The organism is Blautia sp. RTP21359st1_E11_RTP21359_211015 (assembly GCF_040910705.1).
GTDB lineage: Bacteria > Bacillota > Clostridia > Lachnospirales > Lachnospiraceae > Blautia_A > Blautia_A fusiformis.
Genome location: NZ_JBDGAB010000001.1, coordinates 122,283 through 147,294 on the forward strand (window position 1 = coordinate 122,283; position 25,012 = coordinate 147,294).

The window sequence follows — 25,012 nt, forward strand, 5'->3', positions numbered from 1 at the left end:
TATGATCTGTGTTTTATTTCATTTCTCTTACGATCTTTCGAACCGGAAGAACAAATGTCGGAGATACGGACAACTCATCCAGTCCCATCTCTACAAATCTCTCAGTAAGTGTAGTATCTGCACCAAGCTCACCACAGATTCCGGCCCAGATACCTTCTTTGTGTGCATTATCCACAACCATCTGGATCATACGGAGAACTGCCTCATGATGGGAATCATAAATGTTGTCAAGCTTTGCATTCTGACGGTCAATAGCCAGTGTATACTGGGTCAGATCATTGGTTCCGATACTGAAGAAATCAACCTCTTTTGCAAGAAGATCACTGATCATAACAGCTGCCGGAGTCTCGATCATGATACCCTGCTCCACGTCATCACGGAACGGGATCCCCTGTTCCTTAAGCTCTGCTTTTACTTCTGCTACAATGGCCTTGATCTGCTTCACCTCTGTTACAGAGATGATCATCGGATACATGATGGAAATATTTCCGAACATGCTTGCGCGGAAAAGTGCTCTCAGCTGTGTCTTAAATACTTCCGGACGGTCCAGACAGATACGGATCGCACGATATCCCATTGCAGGGTTCTCCTCATGCGCCATATTGAAATAATCGATCTGCTTGTCCGCTCCGATATCCAGAGTACGAATGATAACTTTTTTGCCGGCCATATTCTGAGCTACGGTCTTGTAAACCTGGAACTGCTCTTCCTCTGTAGGATAGTCTTCTTTTTCCAGGTATACGAACTCACTTCGGAAAAGTCCGATGCCTTCCGCATCATTGGCAAGTACATTCGCAACATCACCTGTACTTCCGATGTTGGCATAAAGGTGGAGCTTACGACCGCTCTTGGTAACAGTTTCTTTACCTTTCAGCTCTTTAAGCATTGCACGCTGTGCAAGTTCATCGGCACGCATATCCTCATATTTTTTAAGGGTCTCTGCATCCGGCCCAACGATCAGATTTCCGCTCTTTCCGTCTACGACTGCCATCTTACCATCCATGGACTCATCGTATTCAATATTGATCAGCGCCGGAATATTCATGGTTCTCGCAAGAATCGCAGTATGTGAGTTAGAAGAACCTTTTCTTGTGACAAAAGCAAGAACCTTACTCTTATCCATCTGTACAGTCTCACTTGGTGCAAGATCCTCTGCAACTACGATCACCGGCTCGGATGCTTCAAGCTCTCCATCTCCATGGCCGGAAAGCACACGTACCAGACGGTCTGAGATATCCTTTACATCAGCTGCTCTTGCTTTCATATAATCATCGTCCATCTGTGCGAACATTGATGAGAAGTTATCACCAGTTGTTGCAACCGCATATTCTGCATTTACAGACTCTGTACGGATAATGTTGTGGATGGAATCCAGATAGTCATCATCATCCAGCATCATCTGATGAACCTCAAAGATTGCCGCTCCGGACTCTCCAACTTCCTGAAGAGCCTTGTCATAAAGCTTCTGAAGCTGTGCCACAGCCTGCTCTCTGGCTGCCTCCACACGCTTTACCTCTTCTTCCGGATCCTCCACGTGAACACGTTTAACACTGGCGTCAACTTTCTGGAGGATTGAGATCTTACCGATCGCAATACCGGAAAATACAGATTTACCTTCCAAAACCTTCATGAAATTATCTCCTTCTGTTTTTATATTTGCCCACTTATGACGTATTATATCACACTATCCAAAGATTCTGCCACGATTTTTTTATGATCTCTAAAAAACCTGTAAAAACTCTATTTATACTTTCTTTTTTTGTCATATATACAGCAAAAGTGACAAAATAAAGACCGCAGAGCTTCATAAAACCTGAACAATACTTTCAGATATAAAAATAAGCATCTGCCGCCGGAATCCTTCCGGCAATTGCAGATGCTATATGTATGTATATCTTTTTATTCACTGCGAAGGGCATCGATCGGATTAAGATTAGCTGCCTTTACAGATGGGAGAAGTCCGAAGATCAGACCGATCAGCATGGAAAATACCACCGAACCGATAATTGCCGGAACGCTGATGGCTGTTGGTGCTCCTGACACCTGAGACACCATTTTTGACAGGATGATCCCAAGGACCACACCAATGATTCCTCCGATACTGGTCAGCACCGAAGCTTCCGTCAGAAACTGTCCCAGGATCACTTTTTTTCTTGCTCCGATAGCTTTTTTCAGTCCGATCTCGCTGGTACGTTCTGTGACAGATACAAGCATGATATTCATAACACCGATACCACCAACAAGCAGGGAGATACTTGCGATCCAGATCAGCTGCTGATTGGTACTTTCGCTGAGCTTCTGGAGATTCTTGACCTTCTCCATAATGTCTTCCGCTTTATATTTAAAGTTCGATTTGTTTTTTTCATTCTGGATTCCTGTATTCAGAATATCCTCTGCTGCTTTTCCTACAGAACTCATATTATCTGTGCTGTCTGCACGGACTGTCACATTTTGCGGCTGATCAAATTTAAATGCAACAGGCCAGGTAGTATCTGGGATCATCACGCTTCCCATGATCGTCTGCGAATATTCCTCGTACTCAGAAATCGTATTGATCTTCGGCATGCTGTCCTCACTCTGAGTGATCACACCTACAATAATATACGGTTCTGATCCCACCTCAATGGTTTTCCCTACAGGGCTCTCACTTCCGAAAATATTCTGTGCAGCATTGGAATCCACAAGAGCAACCTTTCGGTAGCTGTCATAATCTTTTTGTACAAATCCCCGCCCGGACTGGACCAGGTATCCCATCGTTTTCAGATAATTGCTGTCGATCCCGTACACGGTTCCGCCCTGAAAGCTTGTGTTTTTATAATAAACACTGGCAGACTGGCTGCTGTAATAAAATGTAGAACTGATCACATGATCCAAGTCTCCGATCGCCGTTTTCTGGGAATCAGAAATAACCGGCGGTGTGGCCGAGCTTCCGTAAGAACCATAATCCATATCGTATGTACTGTCTCCGTCATAGAGCATAACCTGTACGGTATTGTTTCCGGACCCGATCAGATCTTCCTTGATCTGCTCACTGGTACCTTTGATCGTAGATACAATTGCAATAATAGATGCAATACCAATAATAATACCCAGCATGGTCAGAAAGGATCTCATCTTATGTGACCATATTCCCTGAAAAGCCAGGCGTATATTTTCAAACATGAAATTTCTCCTTCCTGTTATTTATTCATTGTACATATCATCCAAAGTTACTTCTTTTGTCTTGGCTCCCTCCTTCACGGCATCACCATATGGGAAAGCAAGAAGATCATCGGATTTCAGACCTGAAGTTACAACTGCATAATATCCGCTGTTCACAATGCTTCCCACTGTGATCTGCTGCTTTTTCAGTGTTCCCTTCACGTCTTTGTATACATAGCTGGTTCCATTTTCCGTACGGATAAATGCCTTCATCACAACCATACTGCCTTCGGCAAGTTTATTTGACTTCAGAGATACCGTCACATAATCCTGGTCGGTAAACTGCAATGAACGATCTGTGATCTCTGCATTAAAGGTGTAATACGATACATTGGGATTAGAATCTCCACCATAATAAGCATTTGAAGAATCCACCGGGTAATCGGATACATTCAGTACCTTCGCCTCAAAGCTGCCGGAATTATAACTGGTACACTGAAGAAGTGTTCCCTCCTTCATCTGATCCAGCATCAGTTCGCTGACCGTTCCGGTAACATAAAAACCATCTTTGCTTTTTACTTTCAGAAAAGCATCTCCATTATAAGAACCTGTGACTTCATCTCCGATGTAAGCAACCGTTCCATCCAGTTTGCTTGTTATCAGCTTGTTTTTTATTTTGTTCTCCAGCTTGGTGATTTTCAGATTATTTTCCTCAATATCCAGTTTCAAACTTGCGATCTTGTTTTTCTGGATCTTGATCGCATCCTCTCTTGACATGGTTGTGCCATCAGTACCGTCATCTCCATCACCGCTGTCATCCGGTATCTCATCATCATTTTTGTCATATTTGGAAGCCTCGTCCAGTGTAAATTCTGTTTCCGCATACATATATACCGGATTTTCAAGAAGACTTCCATCGATCAGATAATATCCTGTACAGGAAAGTGTTCTGTCCTGAAAATCAGCAATGGTATCATTCTCATGAAACTCCAGCTGGAACCAGCTGCCGCCTTTCTGGACCACTTTGGTTCCATCCTCACTGTATCCCGCCATTCTGTTAAAGAAAGATCCCATCACCGTAACTTTGCCTTTGGCACTGCTTACAAGAAAAACATAGGGATCTTCTTCCGTACCGGTTCCTGTAAACGGCTGAGAAGTATAATCCAGCTTCTGATAAAATTCCGGTTCACCATCTGTGATCCCCGGAATTTCCGGTTCTGTTATATTGGGATCAGGAAGCTCATTGGGTCCCAGTGTGGGAGTCGGTGTCGGAGATACCGTTGGGGTGTCATCTTCTCCGGAACCCCAGTCCGTAGTCTCTCCGTCTGTAATATCATTGGCAGTAGGATCCTGGTAGGTCGGATCCATGATCAGATCCTCATCGGATGCAGTTGTATCCTCTTCCATATCCGCTGTGTCATCTCCGGTCATCTGCTCTGTTTCACTGTCCGTCGTTTCTCCGGACGGCATTTCTTCGGTAACTTTCTCTGCAGAATCTTCAAGATCTCCTTCTGTATCTGTAAAGGCACTGAGAAGTAATGGCTTGGAGGAAACCGCTGCAAGATAGCTGCCATCTGCAGTAGCCGCGGAACCAGTAGTTGACTGCATATCCTCGTCTCCGTCACTTCCGGAAGGTGTATCGGTATTTGTCATTTCTCCGTCACCTCCTGTATCACCACCTGTAAGATTCAGGTCCGTATCATCAGTACTGTCTGTACTGTCTTCGATGGGACCTCCATTCTGAAGACTTGTCAGACGGTTCTGTGCTTTGGTCAGATCCTGCTCCTGCTTCTGCTGTTTCAGCTTTGCAATATTCAGTTCCATCTCTACAAGTGTCATATCAAAGGAGATCAGATTATCGCCTTTTTTTACATCATCACCCTGGGATACATATATTTTCTCGATGATCATATCTTTATCCATATTTACATTCTGAGAAACATTCGTGGTGATGGTTCCATCCAGTGTTGTCTCCGAATACCAGTCCGTCTGAAGATTGCTGACGCTGGTTACCGGCACCTCTGTTACCTTGGATTCTTTCACATGCATAAGCCCTGTGTAGATTCCTCCGGCTGCCAATGCCGCAACCAGTACACCAACGATCACTCTCTTCACCACTTTCATTCTATCACCTCTTTTCCTGCAGCTCACCGTCACGGATCATAACAACCCGTTTGGCATGTGCCGCGATCTCCGGGTCATGTGTGATCATCAGCACAGAAACTCCCTCATCGTTCAGCTTCTGAAACAGTTCCATAACCTGTGCTCCCGATTTCGTATCCAGTGCCCCAGTAGGCTCATCTGCCAGCAAAAGCTTGGGATTGTTTACGATTGCTCTTGCAATAGCCACTCTCTGCATCTGTCCTCCGGAAAGCTGGTTGGGCTTAAAATCCACCCTGTCGGCAAGGCCTACACGCTCCAGAGCTTTTCGTGCACGTTCCCGGCGCTCCTTTTTGGGAACCCTTGCATAATTCAGCGGCAGTTCCACATTTGTCAGCGCACTCTGCCTTGGAAGGAGATGAAAGCTCTGAAATACAAATCCGATCGTTTTCAGACGGATATCTGACATCTCATTCTCTGTACATTTGGCAATATCTTCTCCATTCAGGAGAAAAGTTCCCTTGGTAGGTTTGTCCAGGCATCCGATAATATTCATCAGTGTAGTCTTTCCGGAACCGGAAGGTCCCATGATCGCCACATATTCTCCCTCCTCCATGGAAAAATCTACATCTTTCAATACAGGTACCGTCATTTTCCCCTGTTGATAATCCTTATATATTCCTTTTAAATCCAAAATCATTCTGTCGGCGCTCCTTCCATCGGAACAAGGTCATCTCCCGAAGAAATATCGTCTGTCGCATCCATCATGTCACTGTCGATCACTCCATCTTCGATCATTTCAGGCTCTGAGCCATCACTTTCCGTGTACGCAGAATCATCAATACTTTCATCATCCTCGGAATCATCCCACATCGCCGCTGTAGTCTGATCTGCAGTACCTTCTGTGACAGACATACCTTCTTTCAGCTCATCTGTCGGAAATGCGATCTTATCTTTTTCAGAAAGTCCGTCTGCGATCTCATATTCCCCAAGATCTTCATCATACTGTCCTAATATGACATCTCTCTTCTCCAGCTTGTTCTGACCGTTTGCGATCCAGACATATGGGCTGTCTGTATCCGCATCCACGATAAAATAATCGTTCAGCCAGATACCGGACTTCTTCTCATCCTGTCCTTCGTCCGGTTCAATATACACATGCTGCCCCAGCATCAGACCCTCAGATGAATCCAGATTCACATAAAACGGATAGGTACTGGATGATGTCTGATCATCACTGGCACTGGACATTCCGAACATTGCCATATCCGAACTGCTGTTGCTGGTAGAATTATCCAGGTCAACAGAGCCCATGGTGCCCTTCCAGGTTTTTGAAGAATCCACTCTGGAACGAATGATCACAGGAGTTCCCTCTATGATCGAATCACGGTTTATTTCATTTACCGTTCCCTTTACACGATAAGCACCTGTACTCAGGAGCGTGATAAATGCATTGCCGGAGCTGTCTCCGGAACTGGAATCTGTGGAATCCGTCGTGCCTTCTGTCAGCGTATCCTCCACGCCCTCAGAATCATCGCTGCCCATCTTGGAGGTATCGATCTTCTGGATCACTCCATCGATCTCACTGCGCACCTCGGTATTCTGCGTTGCCTGGGAAAGCTTATCGATCTCTGCCTGTTTGCTTTTCTGATCATATTCATTCTTCTTGAGATTCATTTTCTGTGTTTCGATCTCTATTGTATAGGAAAGCTGATTATCTGCTGTAGCTTTCTTTTTCTCAGCTTCCAGTGTAGTGATCTGATCAGATATACTTAACTGTTCGTTTTTCAGGCGGTCCAAGGCCAGCTGTGCTTCCTGAAGACTTTGCTGGATACTTCCAAGATCATACTGAAAAAGAAGCTGCCCTTTCTTGACTTCCTGACCGGTCTTTACCTGAACTTCTTTTACCTTTCGGCCGCTTTCGATCTTTACCTGAACCGTTTCCTGCGGTTCCACAACACCTGCATATCGGTTTTCCACTCCGGAATCCATTTCCGAAAGCTTGCTTATCTTTGTTACATATACAATATCGCTGCCTCCTGCGGACCCTGCATGATGTGTATAATAATACCATCCACCGGCTCCGATACCGGCTGCAAGTACAAGGACCCCAAGTGCGATCAAAATACGTTTTTTCATATCTGTCCCCTTTTCTCAGCATCGTACTGAAACTATCTGTTGCTTCAAACATCATAGCAGATTCACTCTAAAAAGAAAAGTCCCTGAAGAAAACGATGCAGATTTCACAGATTTTTCATAAAAAAGTCTCCTTTTTCTCCATTTTTGCGATATTTTGACTTTCGGTACTTTATCTGCTAAAATGTTATAATATAACTTTTTTGAAAGGAAAGAACAATATGAAGACAGTGAAACATCTGCTGGCTTTCTTGATGATCATTCTTCTCTCAGTTTTTTTATGTAGCTGCTCCCAGTCGGCCAAAGCTCATGCGGAGAAGGCGATCAAAAAAGATCTGGATCTTCTTAAAAATCTGGACTCTGAAACAACCATGCAGTACATATCCTATCAGGAACTGTTTCCGGATTCTGATGACAGCACAAAGCTTTCTGCTGACATAAAAGAAGTATTTTCTCTCTTCTTTCAGAATTTCGATTACAAAATCCTGGGTATATCCGTTGATAGCGACGAAAAAAATGCTTCTGCGCAGCTTAAGCTTACTACTCTGGATGCTAAGGCTCTTGCCAGTGATTTTGTTTCTGCAAGCCTTCAGGAAGAAATACTGGAAACCGCCTCCGGTAAAGAAAATGATAACGGAAATTCCCTGGAGCAGCGTTATCTGCTCCTGTACAAGCTTCTCAAGAATAACACGTACAGTTCTGCAGAACGCAATACTTCCATCCAACTAAACAATCTTGGATCTTCTTCAGAACCTGACTGGGAGATTACGCACAGTTCCTCTCTCGAAAATGATCTGGTCGGTGGCCTTATCACCTATCTGTCCGATCCTGATCTTGTGCCGCCTGCCGAAACGCTTACCGTCTATCTGAAAACGCTTCAGGAAATGGATGTAAAGCAGATGGCTAATTATTTAGGGCTGGATTCCATTCTGAACACTTCAGATTCGGCAAAAAACGCCATTGCCTCTGCCCTTATGGAACAGTTTCACTCCTGTTTTAACTACAAAATATCAAGCACCTCTGTTTCCGGATATCTTGCTGAGGTGGACGCAGAGCTTACCACATTTGACAGTAATTCCATTCTTACACAGTACGAAAAAGAATTGAATACTTATCTGGCTTCTGCTGATGCAGTGATCGACGGTTCCCAGAAGCGTTACAACAAATCACATGAACTGCTTCTGGACAGTATCAGGAATAATCAGGCAACCATAACTGCCACTGCTACCTTCCATCTCACAAACGATGGTGCATCCTGGAAGCTTGAGAATGCAGGTACCGAACTGGGCAATGCCATCTTCGGAACTCTTACCGCTTCACCGGTTCCTGAAGATTCTACCGAAGATAACGAATAAAGAATAAAAGCTAGAAAACCCGTGAATATCTGCTTTCTCTGACAGGAAAGCGTGATCTTCACGGGTTTTTTATATTCTTCTTTTTTATATTCCGGATATGATCTTTATAAAAAGCAATGCAAGGACTATAAGAATAATAGGCCGTATGATCCGGCTTCCGTTTTTCATAACCATACCTGCACCGGTATAATGTCCTGCGATCGAGAACACTGACGCTGCAATTCCAAGCATGATCACAATCTTTCCGCTGAGCAGAAATACAACAAGAGCCGCTACATTAGAAGAGAGGTTGGTAACCTTCATGGTACCGGATGCTTTTGCCACACTCATTTTTCCCAATCCTGTAAACAAAAGCAGGAGAAAAGTTCCTGTTCCTGGTCCATAAAATCCATCGTAGCATCCTACAGCAAGAGAGCATACGGCACAGAGCAGGATCTGTTTTTTTCTGGCGATCTCGCCACCCTTCTCATCCATATTTTTCTTGCGCAGCACATAAAAAGCAACCACCGGAAGAACAGGGATCAGCATATAACGCAGGAGCTTATCACTGGCTATAAGAGCAAGGTGAGCTCCTATGGAAGATCCCAGGAGTGCCATTGGAATACATGGAAGCACCAGGATCCAGTCCACAAATTTATTTTTGCACAGACGGACAGTTGAGATCAATGTTCCTGTTGCTGATGACAGCTTGTTGGTGGCAACAGCATTATGTACAGGAACTCCGGCCAAAAGATAAGCAGGCAGGGAGATCAGTCCTCCCCCGCCTGCTACAGCATCTACAAATCCGGCAAGAAATACAAGTGGGCAAACGATCAGAAATGTATAGATTGTCGGCTGCATGATTTTTTATTCTTCCTCTTCTTTCTGCGGCTCAAGGTCAAGTCCCAGCTCATGAAGCTGTGCCTCACTTACCTGACTAGGAGACTGAGTCATCAGACAGGAGGCATCCTTAACCTTCGGGAATGCAATAACATCACGGATCGTATCTGCCTTTGCCATAAGCATAACAAGTCTGTCAAGGCCATATGCAAGTCCTGCGTGTGGCGGAACTCCATATTTGAAGGCATCCAGAAGGAATCCGAACTGCTCATGTGCAGCTTCTTTTGTGAAGCCAAGTGCCTCAAACATTCTTTCCTGAATATCATCCTGATGGATACGCACGCTGCCACCGCCAATCTCATTTCCGTTAAGAACGATGTCGTATGCTTTTGCACGAACCTTTCCCGGATCTGTGTCAAGAAGCGGAAGATCCTCCTCCATAAGCATGGTGAACGGATGGTGCATTGCTGTAAAACGGTTCTCCTCCTCGCTCCACTCAAGAAGCGGGAACTCTGTTACCCATACGAAACGATACTCATTTTTATCTAAAAGATCCATCTGTTTTGCAAGCTCAAGACGGAGTGCTCCCAGTACATCGTATACCAATTTTGTCTTATCTGCTGCAAAAAGAAGAAGATCTCCCGGCTTGCCGTCCATAGCTTTTACAAGAGCATCCATCTCTTCATCTGTCATAAACTTGGCGAAAGAAGATTTTCTGGTTCCGTCCTCTGCAATGGCAATGTATGCAAGACCTTTTGCACCATAACCTTTTACGAACTCAACAAGCTTATCGATCTTCTTTCTCGGCATTGCGCCCTGACCTTCTGCATTGATACCACGAACACTTCCGCCGTTCTCAAGTGCACCTGTGAACACACCAAATCCGCAGTCTTTTACGATATCACTGACATCATGAAGTTCCATACCGAAACGCATATCCGGCTTGTCGGAACCAAAACGATCCATAGCTTCCTGCCAGGTAATTCTCTGGATCGGGAGTTTTACATCGATATCCAGAACTTCTTTGAACAGGAATGCAAGATATCTCTCGTTAACATCGATAACATCGTCTACATCAACAAAGGAAAGCTCCATATCGATCTGTGTGAACTCCGGCTGACGGTCAGCACGAAGATCCTCATCACGGAAGCATCTTGCGATCTGGATATAACGATCAAATCCGGAGCACATCAGAAGCTGCTTGTACAGCTGCGGAGACTGTGGAAGGCCATAGAAGCTTCCCGGATGAACACGTGATGGTACCAGATAGTCTCTGGCTCCCTCAGGAGTACTCTTTCCAAGCATCGGTGTCTCAATCTCAAGGAATCCCTCTTCTGTAAAGAACTGTCTTGTAAGCTGGGCAACCTTGCTCTTCATCATGATATTTCTCTGAAGATCTGGTCTTCTTAAATCAAGATAACGATATTTAAGTCGGATCTCATCTTTTGTCTTGCTATTCTCCTCGATCGGGAATGGAGGAACATCTGCCTCAGCAAGAACACGGAGGGATTTTACACGAAGCTCGATCTCGCCAGTTGCAAGATTCTCGTTTACTGCTCCTCCACGTTTCTCTACGGTACCGGTTACAGCAATAACAAACTCACTACGCAGTTTACCTGCTTTTGTAAAGCCTTCCTCGTCAATGCTGCCATTCTCAAAAATCAGCTGCATGATCCCGGAACGGTCACGAAGATCCACAAATACAAGACCTCCTTTATTTCTGGCTTTTGCCACCCATCCCATTAATGTTACTTCTTTTCCGACCATCTCTGTGGTCACTTCTGCACATCGGCAAGTTCTGTGCAGTCCCTGCATGCTTTCAGCCATCTCTTTATCCTCCTCTGACTATTTTTTTCATAGTCATTTTAATTTACTCTGCTATCTCCGTTTTCAGACGGGCAGTTTCAGTCTCTGTTGAAAAATTCTACATACTCTGTATAACCATCTGCTGCCAGCTGGTCTTTCTGGAATTTTTTGTTCTTTTTCATGATAGAGATATTGATCTGTGTACCTGCACTTCTTTCCTCAGTTGCCTGTTTCAGGATGTTCAGAAGCTTGTCTGCCGGCATGTTCTTCTCGATCAGATATGCTTTCTTGCCATTCTTGGTTGGAATCTCATAGCCTCTCTCAAGAAGCAGCATAACGATTCTCTCAAATCCAATGGAGAAACCGCAAGCACAGGTATTATTTCCTGTAAATTTACCGATCATCTCATCGTAACGTCCGCCTCCACCGACGCTTCCGCCGAACTCATCCATGGAAATCTCAAAGATCGGACCTGTGTAATAGGACATTCCACGTACCAGTGTAGGGTCAAAGGACATTTTGAAGTCTGCTGTTTTTACAGATTCTACAGTGTTGATGATCGTTTCAAGATCCTCTGCAATACCTGCTTCCAGAACATCAGAAAGTTTTTCTTTAATATAACGGACACCCTCAACATCGTTGGTGATCTCACGGAAAAGTCCAAGATAAGTGTCAATGCTCTCTTTCTCAAAGCCCTCTTTCTCAAGCTCCTCTGCAACTCCCTCGATGCCGATCTTATCCATCTTGTCAAGAATAATAAAGACAGTATCAAAGCTCTCTGCCGGGAATCCGCTGTACTGAGCCATTGCCTTCAGGATCCTTCTGTCATTGATACGGATCGTAAAGTTCTGGAAATCCAGTTTTCCAAGAAGTGTTGTAGTTGCAAGTACAAGCTCGATCTCAGCAAGATAGGTCGGCTCACCCAGGATATCGATATCACACTGCATAAACTGACGGAAACGACCTCTCTGCGGACGGTCAGCTCTCCATACATTTCCCATCTGAAGTGCCTTAAACGGAGCCGGAAGCTCGTTTGCATTATTGGAATAATATCTGGAAAGCGGTACGGTCAGGTCATAGCGAAGTCCGGAATCTGTCAGATCATTCTCTGTTTTTGCAGTATCCAGTTTCAGTTTCTCGCCTCTCTTCATGATCTTGAAGATCAGCTTTTCATTTTCACCGCCCTGCTTGCTACAGAGATTCTCAATATGTTCTACACAGGGAGTCTCGATCGCGGAAAAACCAAAGGTTCCGTACGTCTCTCTGATCATATTCATCACATAGTTACGGATTGCCATTTCCTTCGGTAAAATGTCCTTCATTCCTGTAACTGGTTTCTTTTTTAATGCCATAGTTTCCTCCTTTATGAATCACCCTCTGAAATGCAAGAAACACCTGCATGTCAAAGTTTTTAATCTCATCGATCATCAGTCTTAAAACTTCATCATTTTCCAGAGCTTTCCGATATGGTCTGTCCATACTCAAAGCCGCATATACATCACATACTCTCAGGATCCTTGCACCCATAGGGATATCCTTTCCGCTTCTGTTGCTGGGATAACCGCTGCCGTCAAAATTCTCATGATGATAAAGAATACTTTCCAGAACATAATCGGAATATCCCTGGTCTTTCAGGATCTCGTAACCTAATGTGGAGTGCATGCGAACATATTTCAGTTCTTCAATGACCATCGGATTCTGCTCTTGGCCATTAATGTATCCTTCCAGTTTCAGCTTGCCTATATCATGGAGCATTCCGGCAATAGCCAGCTGATAACATTCTTTCTCACCAAGACCAAGCTCCTTTGCCACATCATAGGCAAGGTTACTGACAACAACCCCATGTTTCAGCTCTGCGGAAAGATCCATTTCCAGGATCCGGTCCTGCGTAGTTTCACTTATCTTCTGTACGCTTTTCAAGGATCCGTCTCTCCTTTCCGTCTACAGCCATTTTGCAATGCCCTCGCGTTTTCTCTCGATCATTTCATCGATACGTGTGATATAATTGACAACATCCTTCACATTCTCCACACGCTCAATGCGCTGTCCGTGATCAAACACAAGCTTGGAGGAACCACCTGCACCCAGTGCGATGATCGGCTGCTTTTCCTCCATAATCAGTATATTGTAAATCCCTGCTTTGTCAACCTCAGAATACCCGACGTTCTCAAAATTCCCCTTCATATTCTTCTGTCTGTACAGATAATAAGGGCCCATTCCCATCTCGTAGGCAGTTTTCATAGTCAGATCCATGATCTCCTGATTGTTTTCAAAGGTCATCTCCTGGTATTTATCACGGAAAATATTCAGTCTTGCCGCACGCTTCACAGCAAGAGAATGCACGGTCAGGCTGTCCGGCCCGAGAGCTTTTACCTCGTCCAGTGTATGCTGCACTTTTGTGATATCTTCGCCGGGAAGACCCACGATCAGATCCATATTGATATTGTCGAATCCGGCTTTTCTTGCCAGATGAAACGCATTCTTTGTCTGTTCTACTGTATGACGTCTGCCAATGATATCCAGGGTTTCCTGATTCATGGTCTGTGGATTTACAGAAATCCTGGTAACCGGAAACTCCCGGATCGCCTGAAGCTTTTCCAAGGTTATACTGTCCGGTCTTCCTGCCTCAACCGTAAATTCTTCCAGCTCCTCACAGGGAAAATATTCCGTGATCGCGCCAAGAAGTCTCCGAAGCTGATCCGGCTCCAGTGTGGTAGGTGTTCCCCCACCGATATAGACCGTATCCAGCTTCCGGTTTTTCATCATCCCGGAAACAGCCCGAATTTCCTTTACCAGCGCATCCAGATACGCCTCCACATATTTACGCCATCTCTCCAGCGGATAGGAACTGAATGAACAGTACAGACAGATACTCGGACAGAAAGGAATGCCAACATAAAGGCTGTAGCCGTTTTCATAATCAATGTTTTTCAGGATATCCCGCTCACGATTTGCGATGGTAACTGCAAGAGCTGTTTTCTCCGGACTTACCAGATACTGATTTCTCATATATCTGGCGATCTCCGTATTTTTCATTCCGGACTCCAGCATTCCCATAGCCATTTTCACAGGACGGATGCCTGTAAGATTTCCCCAGGGAAGTGTCTTTCCTGTAGCTTTGGAAAGCATCTGATACAGGGCGTATTTGATCGCGTCTTTATTTTTTCTGCGGATATCATGGGCATCATTGCAAGAAATAAGGGCATCCGAAGCTTCTCCACTGGATTGCCCTTCTATCACAGCCCCATGAGCTGTTTTTTTCTCTATTCCGTTGTTGTAACTGATGGTATAACCTTCTTCATCACGTGAGACCCGGAAGCGGATATCATAATCCGCATCATCCTCTTCATAAAGAGAAACGATCTCATTTCCGGGATAAAACGCTTTGATCAGTTCATACACATCATGCTCAAAATCTCTGTTCTGAAACAAAATGCCAATCTTATACAAATGGATTATACCTCTTTTCATAACCAATGGTTGTGGATGCGTCATGCCCCGGAAATACTTCTGTATCCTCTGGCAAAGTATCCACAAGCTTGTGAAGGCTTCTTACGATCTCAGCAGAACTTCCGCCAGGAAAATCGGTTCTTCCCACAGAGCCGCAAAACAATGTATCTCCGCTGAAAAGCACACCTTCGTCTTTGATATAATAGCAGCAGCTTCCTTTGGTATGTCCCGGTGTGTGGAACATCTGGATGGAAAATCCGGCCGCTTCGAAAATCTGCCCGTCATCCAGAAGAACATCCGGCTTAATTGAACAGGCACTTCCATAAACAGCAGTCATATTTATCGTGGGCTCTGCCAGCATCACTTCTTCCTGCATGCATGCATAAACCGGGATCTGATATTTTTCCTTCACTTCCTTTACAGCCATGATGTGATCAAAATGACCATGTGTCAGAAGGATCCCCACCGGTTTTCCCTGCATAAGAGATACTTTCTGAAAAACTTTTTCTGCATAGTCTCCCGGGTCTACGATCAGCAGTTCTCCGGTCTCTTTATTTTTCAGAAAATAGCAGTTGGTAAACACCTGGCCCAGCACACACTGCTGCATTTCAAGTTTACTCATAAAAATTCCTCCGTTTATCGGGTCAGCCCGTTGTTCGCTCTACATCAAGAACACTTTCAACCTGACGGATCTTTTCGATCAGAGAATTCAGTTCCTGTTTGCTGCATACATTAAAGGACATGGAAATCGTGGCGCGTTCCTGCTTGTTGGTACGGCTGTTAATAGAACGAAGATCGATCTTCCTCTCTGTAAAGATCTTGGAAATATCCACCAGAAGTCCGGTACGGTTATTTGCATAAACCTGGATCTCCGCTTCGTATTTCTCGGAATCCGCTCTGTCTGGCATCTGCCACTCTGCTTCAATGAGACGTTTCCGGTCAATCTCAGGCATGTTGAGCACATTCACACAGTCTGTACGATGAATGGTGATCCCTCTTCCTCTTGTTACAAAGCCTACGATCTCATCTCCCGGGATCGGACTACAGCATTTGGAAAAACGAACTGCCACATCATGAATGCCTTTTACTACAATGCCACTCTTACTCTTGGCAATGTGAAGCTTCTCCTGTGATTCGGAAGCTGCCTCCAGGACCTGTTCATCTGTAAGATTCTTCTTATGCTCCCTCTCATAGGCTTCTACCAGCTTGTTAAACACCTGACCTTCTTTCAGGCCGCCATGTCCGATCGCTGCCAATACAGAATCCCAGTCTCGGAAACCATATTTATGCATTACCGATTCCATATACTGTGGCTTGGTATATATGCCTGGTTTAAAGCCCTTGGTCTTGGCATACTGATTCAGCATGTCCTTACCCTTCAGGATATTATCTTCCTTCAGTTCTTTCTTAAACCACTGGTTGATCTTATTCTTAGCCTGTGTGCTCTTTACGATCTTCAGCCAGTCACGGCTGGGACCCTGAGAATTCTGGGATGTTATGATCTCAATACGATCACCGTTTTTGATCTTATATTCAATAGGAACAAGTTTGCCATTGACCCTGGCACCTACCATCTTGTTTCCTACTGCACTGTGCACGCTGTATGCAAAATCAATAGGTGTAGAACCGTTTGGGAGTGTTTTTACATCTCCCTGGGGAGTGAAACAGTAAACACTGTCTGCAAAAAGATCCAGATCATTTTTCAGAAGACTCATGAACTCCCGGTTATCGGACATGTCACGCTGCCACTCCAGGATCTGGCGCAGCCAGTTCAGCTTCTCTTCCTCACTCTTTCCAGGTTTCTTACCATCGGAAGTTTCCTTATATTTCCAATGAGCCGCAATACCGTATTCTGCGGTTTTATGCATTTCAAATGTACGGATCTGGATTTCGAAAGGCTGTCCGTTAGGACCGATCAGTGTTGTATGCAGAGACTGATACATATTGGCTTTCGGCATTGCGATATAATCTTTGAATCTGCCGGGGATCGGCTTGTACATCTCATGGATAACACCAAGAGCTGCATAACAGTCCTTCACAGTATCTACAATGATACGTACAGCAAACAGGTCATAAATCTGATCAATGGTTTTATCCTGATTGACCATCTTCTTATAGATGCTGAAGAAATGCTTCACACGGCCATCCACCTGTGCCCTGATATTGGCATCCTCCATATGCTGCTTTACCTGTTTCACGATAGAATTAACAAATTCCTCACGGGCACTTTTGCGAAGAGCAACCTTTTCTACCAGATCATAGTAAACATCCGGCTTCAGATACTTAAGAGAAAGATCATCCAGTTCCACCTTGATCTTGGAAATACCAAGCCGCATCGCGATGGGAGCATAGATATCCATGGTTTCTCTTGCTTTCTCCTGCTGTTTCTCTGGTCTCATATATTGCAGGGTACGCATATTATGAAGACGGTCCGCAAGCTTGATCAGGATGACGCGGATATCCTTAGCCATTGCAAGGAACATCTTTCTTAAATTCTCAGCCTGAACCTCTACCTTGTCCTTGGAATAGGACAGCTGTCCCAGCTTGGTAACACCATCTACCAGAAGTGCTACCTCAGAACCAAATTCCTTTTCCACCTCTTCATACGTCATCCAGGTATCCTCTACCGCATCATGAAGAAGACCTGCCACTATGGTCTCCTTATCCAGCTCAAGATCCGCAAGGATGATTGCAACACAGAGAGGATGAATGATATAAGGTTCACCGGATTTACGTTTCTGATCCTTATGTGCCTCGCTGGCCACTTTATAGGCCTTTTCGATCATGGAAATATCTGTAGACGGATGATATTTCTTCACGCTTTTTATAAGCTCCTGATAAAGAACCTCAGGGCTTGTAAAATCATGCATGGATTTCACCGCCGCATCTGCCTTCCGGACAGACTCTCTTTTTTCTTCTTCCTTCTGTATCTCAATGTTTTGTTTTTCCGTATTTTTTGTCTCTGCCATTAAATCCCACCTGCCTGTGCACAATTTCATACTGCCGTATGACTACAACAGTTCACATCCCCTTCCACCGACAAAAAATCATTTTCCGTCGTAACAGATCACAGATGCCACATCATAACCTTTGAGACGCTCACGTCCCTTCAGACCTGCAAGCTCCATAAGGAAAACCACCTTGACAACCTCGCCGCCAAGCTCCTCCACAAGCTTGATGGCAGCTTCCACGCTTCCGCCCGTAGCGATCAGGTCATCCACAATAACAACCTTCTGTCCCGGCTTGATGGAATCCTTATGCATCTCGATAGTTGCACTTCCATACTCCAGCTCATAGGTTCTGGAAACGGTCTCACATGGAAGTTTTCCTGCTTTGCGGACCAGAACAAAGGGTTTGTGAAGATTATATGCGATCGGCATACCAAAGATAAAGCCTCTGGATTCAAGACCTGTGATCACATCGAACTCCTCACCCTCCAGACAATTCTGCATAGAATCAATGGCAAGCTGTAATCCATCCGCATCCTGAAGGACGCTGGTAACGTCACGGAAAATAATCCCTGGCTCTGGAAAGTCCGGGATACTTCTTACATATTCTTCTATTTTTTTCATAATAACCTCCAATGGTTTAATTTGTCAATCAGATGTTAGATAGTATAGCACTTTTTCTGTAGGGAATCAATGTGCAACCCGACAGAACTCGCGGAATTACGACAGGCCCTGGACTGCATATTGCCCAGTACAGAGCCTTCTTTCCTGTTTTACAGTCAATTACTCGCTGTCAGGATCTGCATTTTAGTGATACCTTCTCCTGTTATTCTGTAATATAATTTCGGATTACGATCTGTAAGGTCTCTCTTCCCTGATAACGGTTGATCTCAGGATAATATGTGACCGCAATACTTCCACATTTTTTTATTCTATCAACAAATTCATCTGCTTCTCCAAAATATACTGCTTCCACTACACAGCCGGTACTGTCTGATAGCTGAAGCTTTGCCACATTCCTATTTTTGCCAAGAATACGGCTGCTTAAAACCCGAAGTCCCTTCTGTGCAAAAATCGGTTTGGTATTTCCCTTTCCAAAAGGCTCCAGCAGGGATATCTCTTCCACAAGTTCCTTATTTATATAGGAAACCGGCATTGGCACATCGATCAGGATCTTTGGAGCCAGATCCTTTTCTGTCAGAGTACAGTTTTCGTTTAACCGTCTGCGGAACTCTTCCACATTTTCTTCTTTAATGGATAATCCTGCCGCCATAGGATGACCGCCATACTGTTCCATCAGATCTCCGCATTTTACCAGTTCCTCAAACATGGAATAGCTTTCTATAGAACGTCCGCTGCCTTTCACCATTGTTTCACCTTTTGTCAGGACAAAGACCGGTTTATTGTACTTTTCTCGGATACGTCCCGCAATAATTCCGGCCAGACTTTCGTGACAGTCCGGTAAATAGATCACAAGAACCCTGTCCTGTCCAATTTCTGTCTCTTCCACAATACGGATCGCTGCTTCCTTTCCCTCTTCTGTGAGAGCTTTTCTGCTTTGATTCAGTGCAGTCAGATCACCGGCAAGTTTTGCTGCTTCATCTTCCGTCTCCGCACAGAGCAGTTTCAGGGAACGTGCAGCGGTATCCAGTCTTCCACTGGCATTGATACATGGTCCCAGCACAAACCCTACATGATAGGCAGTGATCGTCCCATCCTCCAGGCCATTGGCACGGATCAGTTCACGGAGACCTTTGTTAGAAGTGTGGGAAAGTCGTTTCAGGCCTTCCTTTACAAGGATGCGGTTTTCACCCTGAAGATCCATCACGTCTCCCACCGTGGCAATGGCTCCTAATTCCAGAAAATCTTCCAGCTCTTTTTCCGGAATCCCGCATGCCTCATAGAGAGCTGTCACCAGCTTCAACGCAACAACTGCTCCGCACAATCTTTTCTCCGGATAATTACAGTCCGGCTGTTTTGGATTTACAATGGCATCAGCCGGCGGAAGGATCAGTTCTCTTCCATCTTCCGTTTCTTTATAGGGAATTTCATGATGATCGGTTATTATCGCCGTCATTCCCTTCTCTTTAGCCATAGTGATTTCATTGTACGCCGCAATTCCATTATCACAGGTAACAATTACGTCAATCCCATCATTCACTGCTCTTTCGATCAGGTGCTCATGGATTCCATATCCGTCCGCCACACGGTCCGGAATATATGTATCTGCCAGAGCTCCTGCACGCTTCAGTCCTTTGATCAGAATGAAGGTCGATACTACCCCATCAATGTCATAATCGCCTATAATACGGATGCGTTTTTTTTCCTTTATTTTATTCCGCAGGATCTCCACTGCCTTATCCACATCTTTCATCAAATGTGGAGAAGCCAGTTCGTCCACCTTTCCATAAAGATATCTGCGAATTTCATCCCTGTCCTGTACATCCCGGTTTCGGATCAGTCTGGCGATCACCGGATCAATTCCGAACTCTTTTCCAATTGCCGCAAAGTCCGCCCGTTTTGCAGCAACAACCCATCGTTCCATGTTGTTTCCTCCTTGATGCTTTGCCGCTTTCTTTCTTCAAAGCAACACAATAACCGTATTGTAACTCATACTCCTGCATAGCTGCAAGTTTTTTATGCCACACAAAAAAACGTTCCGCCAGGAAATATTCTTTCCCGGTACGGAACGTTTCTGTTATTCAGCAATTTTATTCAGATTTCTCCTCATCATTCTGCTGCTTTGCTGCCTCCTGCGCTGCAAGGCGCTCAGCAACTCTTTTACGGTTTTTCTTCTTCGGCTGCTGAGCTGTCTGCTGTCCGGATGGCTGTTTTACCTTTTTCTCAGATTTCTCGGAAGAAATCTTTGCGGAAGCTACTACAGCTGCCGGTGCTGCAACACGATTTTTTCTGAATGTTTTCATAGTGTACCACAGAGCACCAGTGATGCATACAGAAGAATATGCTCCACCGATGATACCTACCATCAGCGGTGCTGCAAATTCTTTAATTGAGGAAACACCCATTACATAAAGAATTGCAACCATTACAAATGTTGTCAGGGATGTGTAAATGCTTCGTGTCAGAGTTTCTGTAACACTGGTATTTACGATCTCTTTCAGTTTCTCATCCTCAACTTTCTTTCTGCCTCTCATATTCTCACGGATACGGTCGAAGATGACAATAGTAGCATTGATGGAATAACCTACGATCGTCAGCATACACGCAATAAATGTATTTCCCACAGATGTTCTGGAAATAACATAAAACGCAAGTACGACCAGGACATCATGAAGAAGTGCAAGTACTGCACTGCTTGCAAAGCGGATATCCTTAAAACGGAACCAGATGTAAAGAAGCATGAAGATCGCAGCTACGATAACCGCTACGATAGCGTCTCTTCTCATCTCATTGCTGACAGTAGCGGAAATATTCTCCGATGTGATCAGACTTGTATCTACATCAAAATTTTCCTCCAATGCCTTATTCAGTGCTTCTCGTTCCTTAAGATCCAGAGAACGTGTTTTGATCACTACCTGATTGGTTCCCTGCACCTTGGTCGGCTGTACATTCTTATCACCTGTCACTGCCTCAACAACCGGTGTTACCTCGGAATCGATTTCCTTGATATCCATCTCTTTATTGAAGGTTACATTGGTAGAAGTACCGCCGGAAAACTCCAGACTGTAATTCATGGCTTTGTCACCGATCACATTACTGTGGACCAGCATTCCTACAGGTCCGCAAAGGATCAGGATAATGGAAACAGCAAAGAAGATTTTTCTCTTTCCAACGAAATCCACAACCTTACGTTCCTTGGCAATGCCATAGAATTTCGGGTCACGAACACCAATTGCGTATACCGCATTAATAACAAGCCTGGATATAACCAGTGCTGTAAACATGGAGATCACGATACCCATTGCCAGCGTGTAGGCAAACCCCTTAACAGAACCGGAGCCAAGCCACATCAGCACACAAGCCGCGATCAGTGTTGTGATGTTTCCATCAAAAATAGCGGAAAACGCTTTGCCGAATCCACTTTTGATCGCTGCATGGACAGAAAGGCCTGCCGCGATCTCCTCACGGATTCTGGCGTAGATGATAACATTGGCATCCACTGCCATACCAATGCCCAGGATGATACCTGCAATACCCGGAAGCGTAAGGGTGATATCAAAGGCATTCAGTGTGATCAGCATTAAGGTTGTATAAAGAACCAGTGCAACAGATGCAACCAGACCTGGGATACGGTATGCGATGATCATGATCAGCATAACGATCACAAGACCGATCGCTCCGGCTTTTACACTTGTTGCGATGGCTTCTTCACCAAGCTGTGCAGCAACTACGCTGGAACGAAGCTCGGTAAGCTCAAGACTTAAGGAACCGATTCTTATGTAAGAAGCAAGATTCTGTGCCTCTTCTGTACTTGCCATTCCGGTGATCTGAGCTTTTCCGCCGGAAATCTCCTCATTTACATTCGGAGCGCTTAAAACCTGATTGTCATATACGATTGCGATCTGCTTTCCAACATTTGCCTTGGTAGCTTCCGCAAATTTGGTTTTTCCATTCTTTGTAAGAGTCAGACTGACTGCATATTTCTGGGAGCTTGTGGATGAATCCTGATAAGCACCTCCCTCAGCATCTGCAACGTCTGTACCTTCCAGTACAACAGATCCGGCTTTCTGGATATCCTCAATACTTCTTGCAAGAACATATCCACTCTCACTGTTTCCTGTTGTAAAATTCTGGTTTCCATCTGCATCTGTCTGATCGATAAAATACAGAGAACCTGGCTTTCCAAGTTCTTCCAGGATCGCATTTGCATCTGATACTCCTGGAATCTCAATGGTGATACGGTTGGAACCTTCCTGATATGCCTGTGCCTCAGTACTGTACTGAGAAACACGCTGCTGCATCTTGTAAACAGTATCGGACATGTCTTCCTTGCTCGGATTGCTGTCCTTAGCCTGGTATGTGATGCTGACACCGCCGGCAAGATCAAGTCCGGTGTTGATATTCTTAGCCGAACCTGTTCCTGTAGGACCAATGCCTACCGCAGCCACATAGCAGAAGAATACTGTGACAATTGCTGTCAGAAGCAGCACTGCAATTCCTCTACTTTTCTTCATTTTCTTTTTCCTCTCTTATTCCGCCAAAGCGGCTTTTATCATGATAGCGCACTCCACACGCTTCCTCTGGAGTTCGCATCCGATCTTATAATTCCCCCGGATATCTCCGCCGAAATGGTAACCATTTGCCGCACAGCCGCCGCTGCAGTAGAATCTGGCAAAACAGTCTTTACAGTCCGGTTTCGTATAGACGTTACATCTTCCAAAGTCTTTTACGATTTCAGGCTTTGTGATTCCCTCGTCTACATTACCCATAAGGTACTGTTCCTCACCCACAAACTGGTGACATGGATAAAAATCCCCCCACGGAGTAACAGCCAGGTACTCGGTTCCTGAGCCGCATCCGGAAAGTCGTTTGTATACACACGGACCACCGGTAAGGTCTATCATAAAGTGGAAGAAGTTGAATCCTTTTCCCTCTTTTTCTCTTTTGATCATTTCTTTTGCAAGAATATCATACTGTTCCAGGATCTGTGGGATATCCTCCTCACGGATCGCATACTCTTCTGTATCTGCTGCCACGACCGGCTCAACAGAAATCTGCTTGAAGCCAAGATCTGCCAGATGCAGAACATCCTGAGAGAAATCAAGATTATGATGAGTAAAGGTTCCTCTTACATAATACTTGTCCTGATTTCTGGATTCCGCAAATTTCTCAAATTTCGGCATGATCAGATCATAGCTTCCTGCACCCTTACGGAACGGGCGCATGTAGTCATGAACTTCTTTTCTACCGTCCACGCTTAAGACAACATTTCCCATTTCCTTATTGCAGAATTCCATCACCTCATCATTTAAAAGAACGCCGTTGGTTGTCAGCGTGAAGCGGAATTTTTTGTTATGAAGTTTCTCCTGTTCTCTTCCGTATTTCACAAGATCCTTTACAACCTGCCAATTCATAAGAGGCTCGCCGCCAAAGAAATCCACTTCCAGATTCTTTCTGGAGCCGGAATTAGCGATCAGGAAATCCAACGCTTTTTTTCCTACCTCAAAAGACATCAGCGCACGTCTTCCGTGATACTCTCCTTCTTCTGCAAAACAATATCTGCATGCCAGATTACAGTCATGAGCAATATGAAGGCAAAGAGCCTTTACAACGGTCTGGCGGTTTTTGGTAAATTCATCAATGATATTCTCATAAATATCTTTTGTAAAAAGCATTCCCTGTTCCTGAAGCTTCTTACATTCAGTTACAGAGGTTTCTACATCCTCTTTCTTAAAACGGTCGCCAAGCTTCTCAGCAATGGCAGCCGCTTCCATGCCTTCTTCAAGATACGGCAGCACCTCATAGGTTACTTCATCTACTAGGTGGATACAGCCGCTGTTGATATCCAGCACAATATTATATCCATTACTTTGATAACGGTGAATCAGACTCATCTTCCCGCAATCCTTTCTAAAATTCTTTTATAACCCGACAAAACGCGCCCTCCGGCGCGTTTTGCTGGATACCTGTTACTTTCAGATAAAACAAGTGAAGCAGCGGATCTCCCGCTGCTTTCCACTCATTCAACGGCTGCTTCTTATTTATGCTCGCAGCTCTGGTTTCCTACTGTACAGGAAGTCTTGCAAGCAGACTGACAGGATGTCTGACATTCGCCACATCCACCCTTCTTAACCGTGTTCTGAAGGTTCTTTGTATTTAATGTCTTGATATGTTCCATGATATATCCTCCTTTATGTATTCTATTCTTCGCCTAGTATAGCATAAAATCATCGATTTTCAAAGCATTTTTTTGTAAGCTTTTACGACAGCATCCCACCAATGGCTCCGCCACCAAGACACATGAAAAAAGTAGTCAACGCATGGGCAAAGGTCATATCCCATTTCCCCTGTGCCAGAAAAGATACCAGAAGCAGCAGAACATAATAGGAAAGCCCGGTAACGATCCCCCATATATATCGGTCTTTCCGTATGATCTTTCCCGCCATAAAACCTCCGACCAGGCAGGATACTACATAAATAATAATGATCCCCACCGCCGCCGTTCCTCCTCCAAATTCAAACTGAAAGAGCAGAAACGCCAGTATCAGAAGAAAAAGTCCTGTCACTCCATAGGCTAGCAGCAATGATCGTAATATTGCTTTTCCCTTCATAAAAAAGCCCTCCCACAGTCATTAT

At 44.7% G+C, this 25,012-nt stretch carries 19 protein-coding genes; 1 reads left to right on the top strand and 18 read right to left on the bottom strand.

Features of this window, described 5'->3' with window-relative positions; genetic code table 11:
- Positions 1–13 precede the first annotated feature (13 nt).
- The 5 genes from ptsP to AB5026_RS00595 all read right to left on the bottom strand — a co-directional run bounded on the left by ptsP (position 14) and on the right by AB5026_RS00595 (position 7,380).
- On the bottom strand, positions 14–1,630 hold the full coding sequence (ptsP, locus tag AB5026_RS00575; RefSeq protein WP_114002607.1) for a phosphoenolpyruvate--protein phosphotransferase: 1,617 nt from the start codon (positions 1,628–1,630) through the stop codon (positions 14–16).
- Between the two features lie 269 nt (positions 1,631–1,899).
- The gene (locus tag AB5026_RS00580; protein ID WP_021650388.1) at positions 1,900–3,162 is read right to left on the bottom strand and encodes an ABC transporter permease; all 1,263 of its coding nucleotides are present in this window, start codon (positions 3,160–3,162) and stop codon (positions 1,900–1,902) included.
- Positions 3,163–3,183: 21 nt separating this feature from the next.
- The gene (locus AB5026_RS00585) at positions 3,184–5,265 is read right to left on the bottom strand and encodes a hypothetical protein (protein WP_368212598.1); all 2,082 of its coding nucleotides are present in this window, start codon (positions 5,263–5,265) and stop codon (positions 3,184–3,186) included.
- Positions 5,266–5,269: 4 nt separating this feature from the next.
- Complete coding sequence (locus AB5026_RS00590) at positions 5,270–5,941, bottom strand: ABC transporter ATP-binding protein (protein ID WP_015524653.1); 672 nt, start codon at positions 5,939–5,941, stop codon at positions 5,270–5,272.
- Complete coding sequence (locus AB5026_RS00595; RefSeq protein WP_368212599.1) at positions 5,938–7,380, bottom strand: biotin/lipoyl-binding protein; 1,443 nt, start codon at positions 7,378–7,380, stop codon at positions 5,938–5,940. Before AB5026_RS00595 ends, AB5026_RS00590 begins: the two co-directional genes overlap by 4 nt.
- Before the next feature lie 218 nt (positions 7,381–7,598).
- Here AB5026_RS00595 and AB5026_RS00600 point away from each other — a divergent pair, with 218 nt between their 5' ends.
- Positions 7,599–8,732, top strand: coding sequence for a hypothetical protein (locus tag AB5026_RS00600; RefSeq protein ID WP_349045522.1), 1,134 nt, complete (start codon positions 7,599–7,601; stop codon positions 8,730–8,732).
- 84 nt (positions 8,733–8,816) lie between these two features.
- On the opposite strand, the gene AB5026_RS00605 is transcribed toward AB5026_RS00600, so the two are convergent.
- From AB5026_RS00605 to AB5026_RS00665, 13 genes are all read right to left on the bottom strand, one after another.
- A complete protein-coding gene (locus AB5026_RS00605) occupies positions 8,817–9,572 on the bottom strand; it encodes a TSUP family transporter (RefSeq protein WP_021650384.1) in 756 nt (251 codons plus the stop codon).
- Positions 9,573–9,578: 6 nt separating this feature from the next.
- Positions 9,579–11,378 carry an aspartate--tRNA ligase gene (aspS, locus tag AB5026_RS00610; RefSeq protein WP_015524642.1) on the bottom strand — a complete coding sequence of 600 codons (1,800 nt, stop codon included), beginning with the start codon at positions 11,376–11,378 and terminating at the stop codon, positions 9,579–9,581.
- A 77-nt stretch (positions 11,379–11,455) separates the two neighbouring features.
- Positions 11,456–12,709, bottom strand: a complete 1,254-nt coding sequence (gene hisS, locus AB5026_RS00615) for a histidine--tRNA ligase (RefSeq protein ID WP_173722384.1) — start codon at positions 12,707–12,709, stop codon at positions 11,456–11,458.
- Positions 12,642–13,277 (bottom strand): HD-GYP domain-containing protein, encoded by a 636-nt coding sequence (locus AB5026_RS00620; RefSeq protein WP_227588522.1) that lies wholly within the window; start codon positions 13,275–13,277, stop codon positions 12,642–12,644. Before AB5026_RS00620 ends, hisS begins: the two co-directional genes overlap by 68 nt.
- A 21-nt stretch (positions 13,278–13,298) precedes the next feature.
- On the bottom strand, positions 13,299–14,828 hold the full coding sequence (gene hemZ / locus AB5026_RS00625) for a coproporphyrinogen dehydrogenase HemZ (RefSeq protein ID WP_368212600.1): 1,530 nt from the start codon (positions 14,826–14,828) through the stop codon (positions 13,299–13,301).
- Complete coding sequence (locus AB5026_RS00630; RefSeq protein ID WP_021650380.1) at positions 14,800–15,429, bottom strand: MBL fold metallo-hydrolase; 630 nt, start codon at positions 15,427–15,429, stop codon at positions 14,800–14,802. The genes hemZ and AB5026_RS00630 overlap by 29 nt, the downstream gene beginning before the upstream one ends.
- A 22-nt stretch (positions 15,430–15,451) precedes the next feature.
- Positions 15,452–17,776 (bottom strand): bifunctional (p)ppGpp synthetase/guanosine-3',5'-bis(diphosphate) 3'-pyrophosphohydrolase, encoded by a 2,325-nt coding sequence (locus AB5026_RS00635; protein WP_015524639.1) that lies wholly within the window; start codon positions 17,774–17,776, stop codon positions 15,452–15,454.
- A 78-nt stretch (positions 17,777–17,854) separates the two neighbouring features.
- Positions 17,855–18,379: an adenine phosphoribosyltransferase gene (locus AB5026_RS00640; protein WP_161208536.1), complete on the bottom strand. Its 525-nt coding sequence runs from the start codon at positions 18,377–18,379 to the stop codon at positions 17,855–17,857.
- A 202-nt stretch (positions 18,380–18,581) separates the two neighbouring features.
- The gene (recJ, locus tag AB5026_RS00645) at positions 18,582–20,300 is read right to left on the bottom strand and encodes a single-stranded-DNA-specific exonuclease RecJ (protein ID WP_129975270.1); all 1,719 of its coding nucleotides are present in this window, start codon (positions 20,298–20,300) and stop codon (positions 18,582–18,584) included.
- A gap of 166 nt (positions 20,301–20,466) precedes the next feature.
- Positions 20,467–22,890 carry a protein translocase subunit SecD gene (gene secD, locus AB5026_RS00650; RefSeq protein WP_129975272.1) on the bottom strand — a complete coding sequence of 808 codons (2,424 nt, stop codon included), beginning with the start codon at positions 22,888–22,890 and terminating at the stop codon, positions 20,467–20,469.
- A gap of 15 nt (positions 22,891–22,905) precedes the next feature.
- Positions 22,906–24,270, bottom strand: coding sequence for a thioether cross-link-forming SCIFF peptide maturase (scfB, locus tag AB5026_RS00655; protein WP_129975275.1), 1,365 nt, complete (start codon positions 24,268–24,270; stop codon positions 22,906–22,908).
- Positions 24,271–24,413: 143 nt separating this feature from the next.
- Positions 24,414–24,554 carry a six-cysteine ranthipeptide SCIFF gene (gene scfA, locus AB5026_RS00660; RefSeq protein ID WP_015524633.1) on the bottom strand — a complete coding sequence of 47 codons (141 nt, stop codon included), beginning with the start codon at positions 24,552–24,554 and terminating at the stop codon, positions 24,414–24,416.
- Positions 24,555–24,636: 82 nt separating this feature from the next.
- Positions 24,637–24,987, bottom strand: coding sequence for a TIGR04086 family membrane protein (locus AB5026_RS00665; RefSeq protein WP_021650373.1), 351 nt, complete (start codon positions 24,985–24,987; stop codon positions 24,637–24,639).
- Positions 24,988–25,012: the final 25 nt, after the last annotated feature.

Coding starts and splice junctions, on each gene's coding strand:
- ptsP (WP_114002607.1), bottom strand. CDS start 1,630: ATGAAGGTTTTGGAAGGTAAATCTGTATTTTCCGGTATTGCGATCGGT.
- AB5026_RS00580 (WP_021650388.1), bottom strand. CDS start 3,162: ATGTTTGAAAATATACGCCTGGCTTTTCAGGGAATATGGTCACATAAG.
- AB5026_RS00585 (WP_368212598.1), bottom strand. CDS start 5,265: ATGAAAGTGGTGAAGAGAGTGATCGTTGGTGTACTGGTTGCGGCATTG.
- AB5026_RS00590 (WP_015524653.1), bottom strand. CDS start 5,941: ATGATTTTGGATTTAAAAGGAATATATAAGGATTATCAACAGGGGAAA.
- AB5026_RS00595 (WP_368212599.1), bottom strand. CDS start 7,380: ATGAAAAAACGTATTTTGATCGCACTTGGGGTCCTTGTACTTGCAGCC.
- AB5026_RS00600 (WP_349045522.1), top strand. CDS start 7,599: ATGAAGACAGTGAAACATCTGCTGGCTTTCTTGATGATCATTCTTCTC.
- AB5026_RS00605 (WP_021650384.1), bottom strand. CDS start 9,572: ATGCAGCCGACAATCTATACATTTCTGATCGTTTGCCCACTTGTATTT.
- aspS (WP_015524642.1), bottom strand. CDS start 11,378: ATGGCTGAAAGCATGCAGGGACTGCACAGAACTTGCCGATGTGCAGAA.
- hisS (WP_173722384.1), bottom strand. CDS start 12,709: ATGGCATTAAAAAAGAAACCAGTTACAGGAATGAAGGACATTTTACCG.
- hemZ (WP_368212600.1), bottom strand. CDS start 14,828: ATGAAAAGAGGTATAATCCATTTGTATAAGATTGGCATTTTGTTTCAG.
- AB5026_RS00630 (WP_021650380.1), bottom strand. CDS start 15,429: ATGAGTAAACTTGAAATGCAGCAGTGTGTGCTGGGCCAGGTGTTTACC.
- AB5026_RS00635 (WP_015524639.1), bottom strand. CDS start 17,776: ATGGCAGAGACAAAAAATACGGAAAAACAAAACATTGAGATACAGAAG.
- AB5026_RS00640 (WP_161208536.1), bottom strand. CDS start 18,379: ATGAAAAAAATAGAAGAATATGTAAGAAGTATCCCGGACTTTCCAGAG.
- recJ (WP_129975270.1), bottom strand. CDS start 20,300: ATGGAACGATGGGTTGTTGCTGCAAAACGGGCGGACTTTGCGGCAATT.
- secD (WP_129975272.1), bottom strand. CDS start 22,890: ATGAAGAAAAGTAGAGGAATTGCAGTGCTGCTTCTGACAGCAATTGTC.
- scfB (WP_129975275.1), bottom strand. CDS start 24,270: ATGAGTCTGATTCACCGTTATCAAAGTAATGGATATAATATTGTGCTG.
- scfA (WP_015524633.1), bottom strand. CDS start 24,554: ATGGAACATATCAAGACATTAAATACAAAGAACCTTCAGAACACGGTT.
- AB5026_RS00665 (WP_021650373.1), bottom strand. CDS start 24,987: ATGAAGGGAAAAGCAATATTACGATCATTGCTGCTAGCCTATGGAGTG.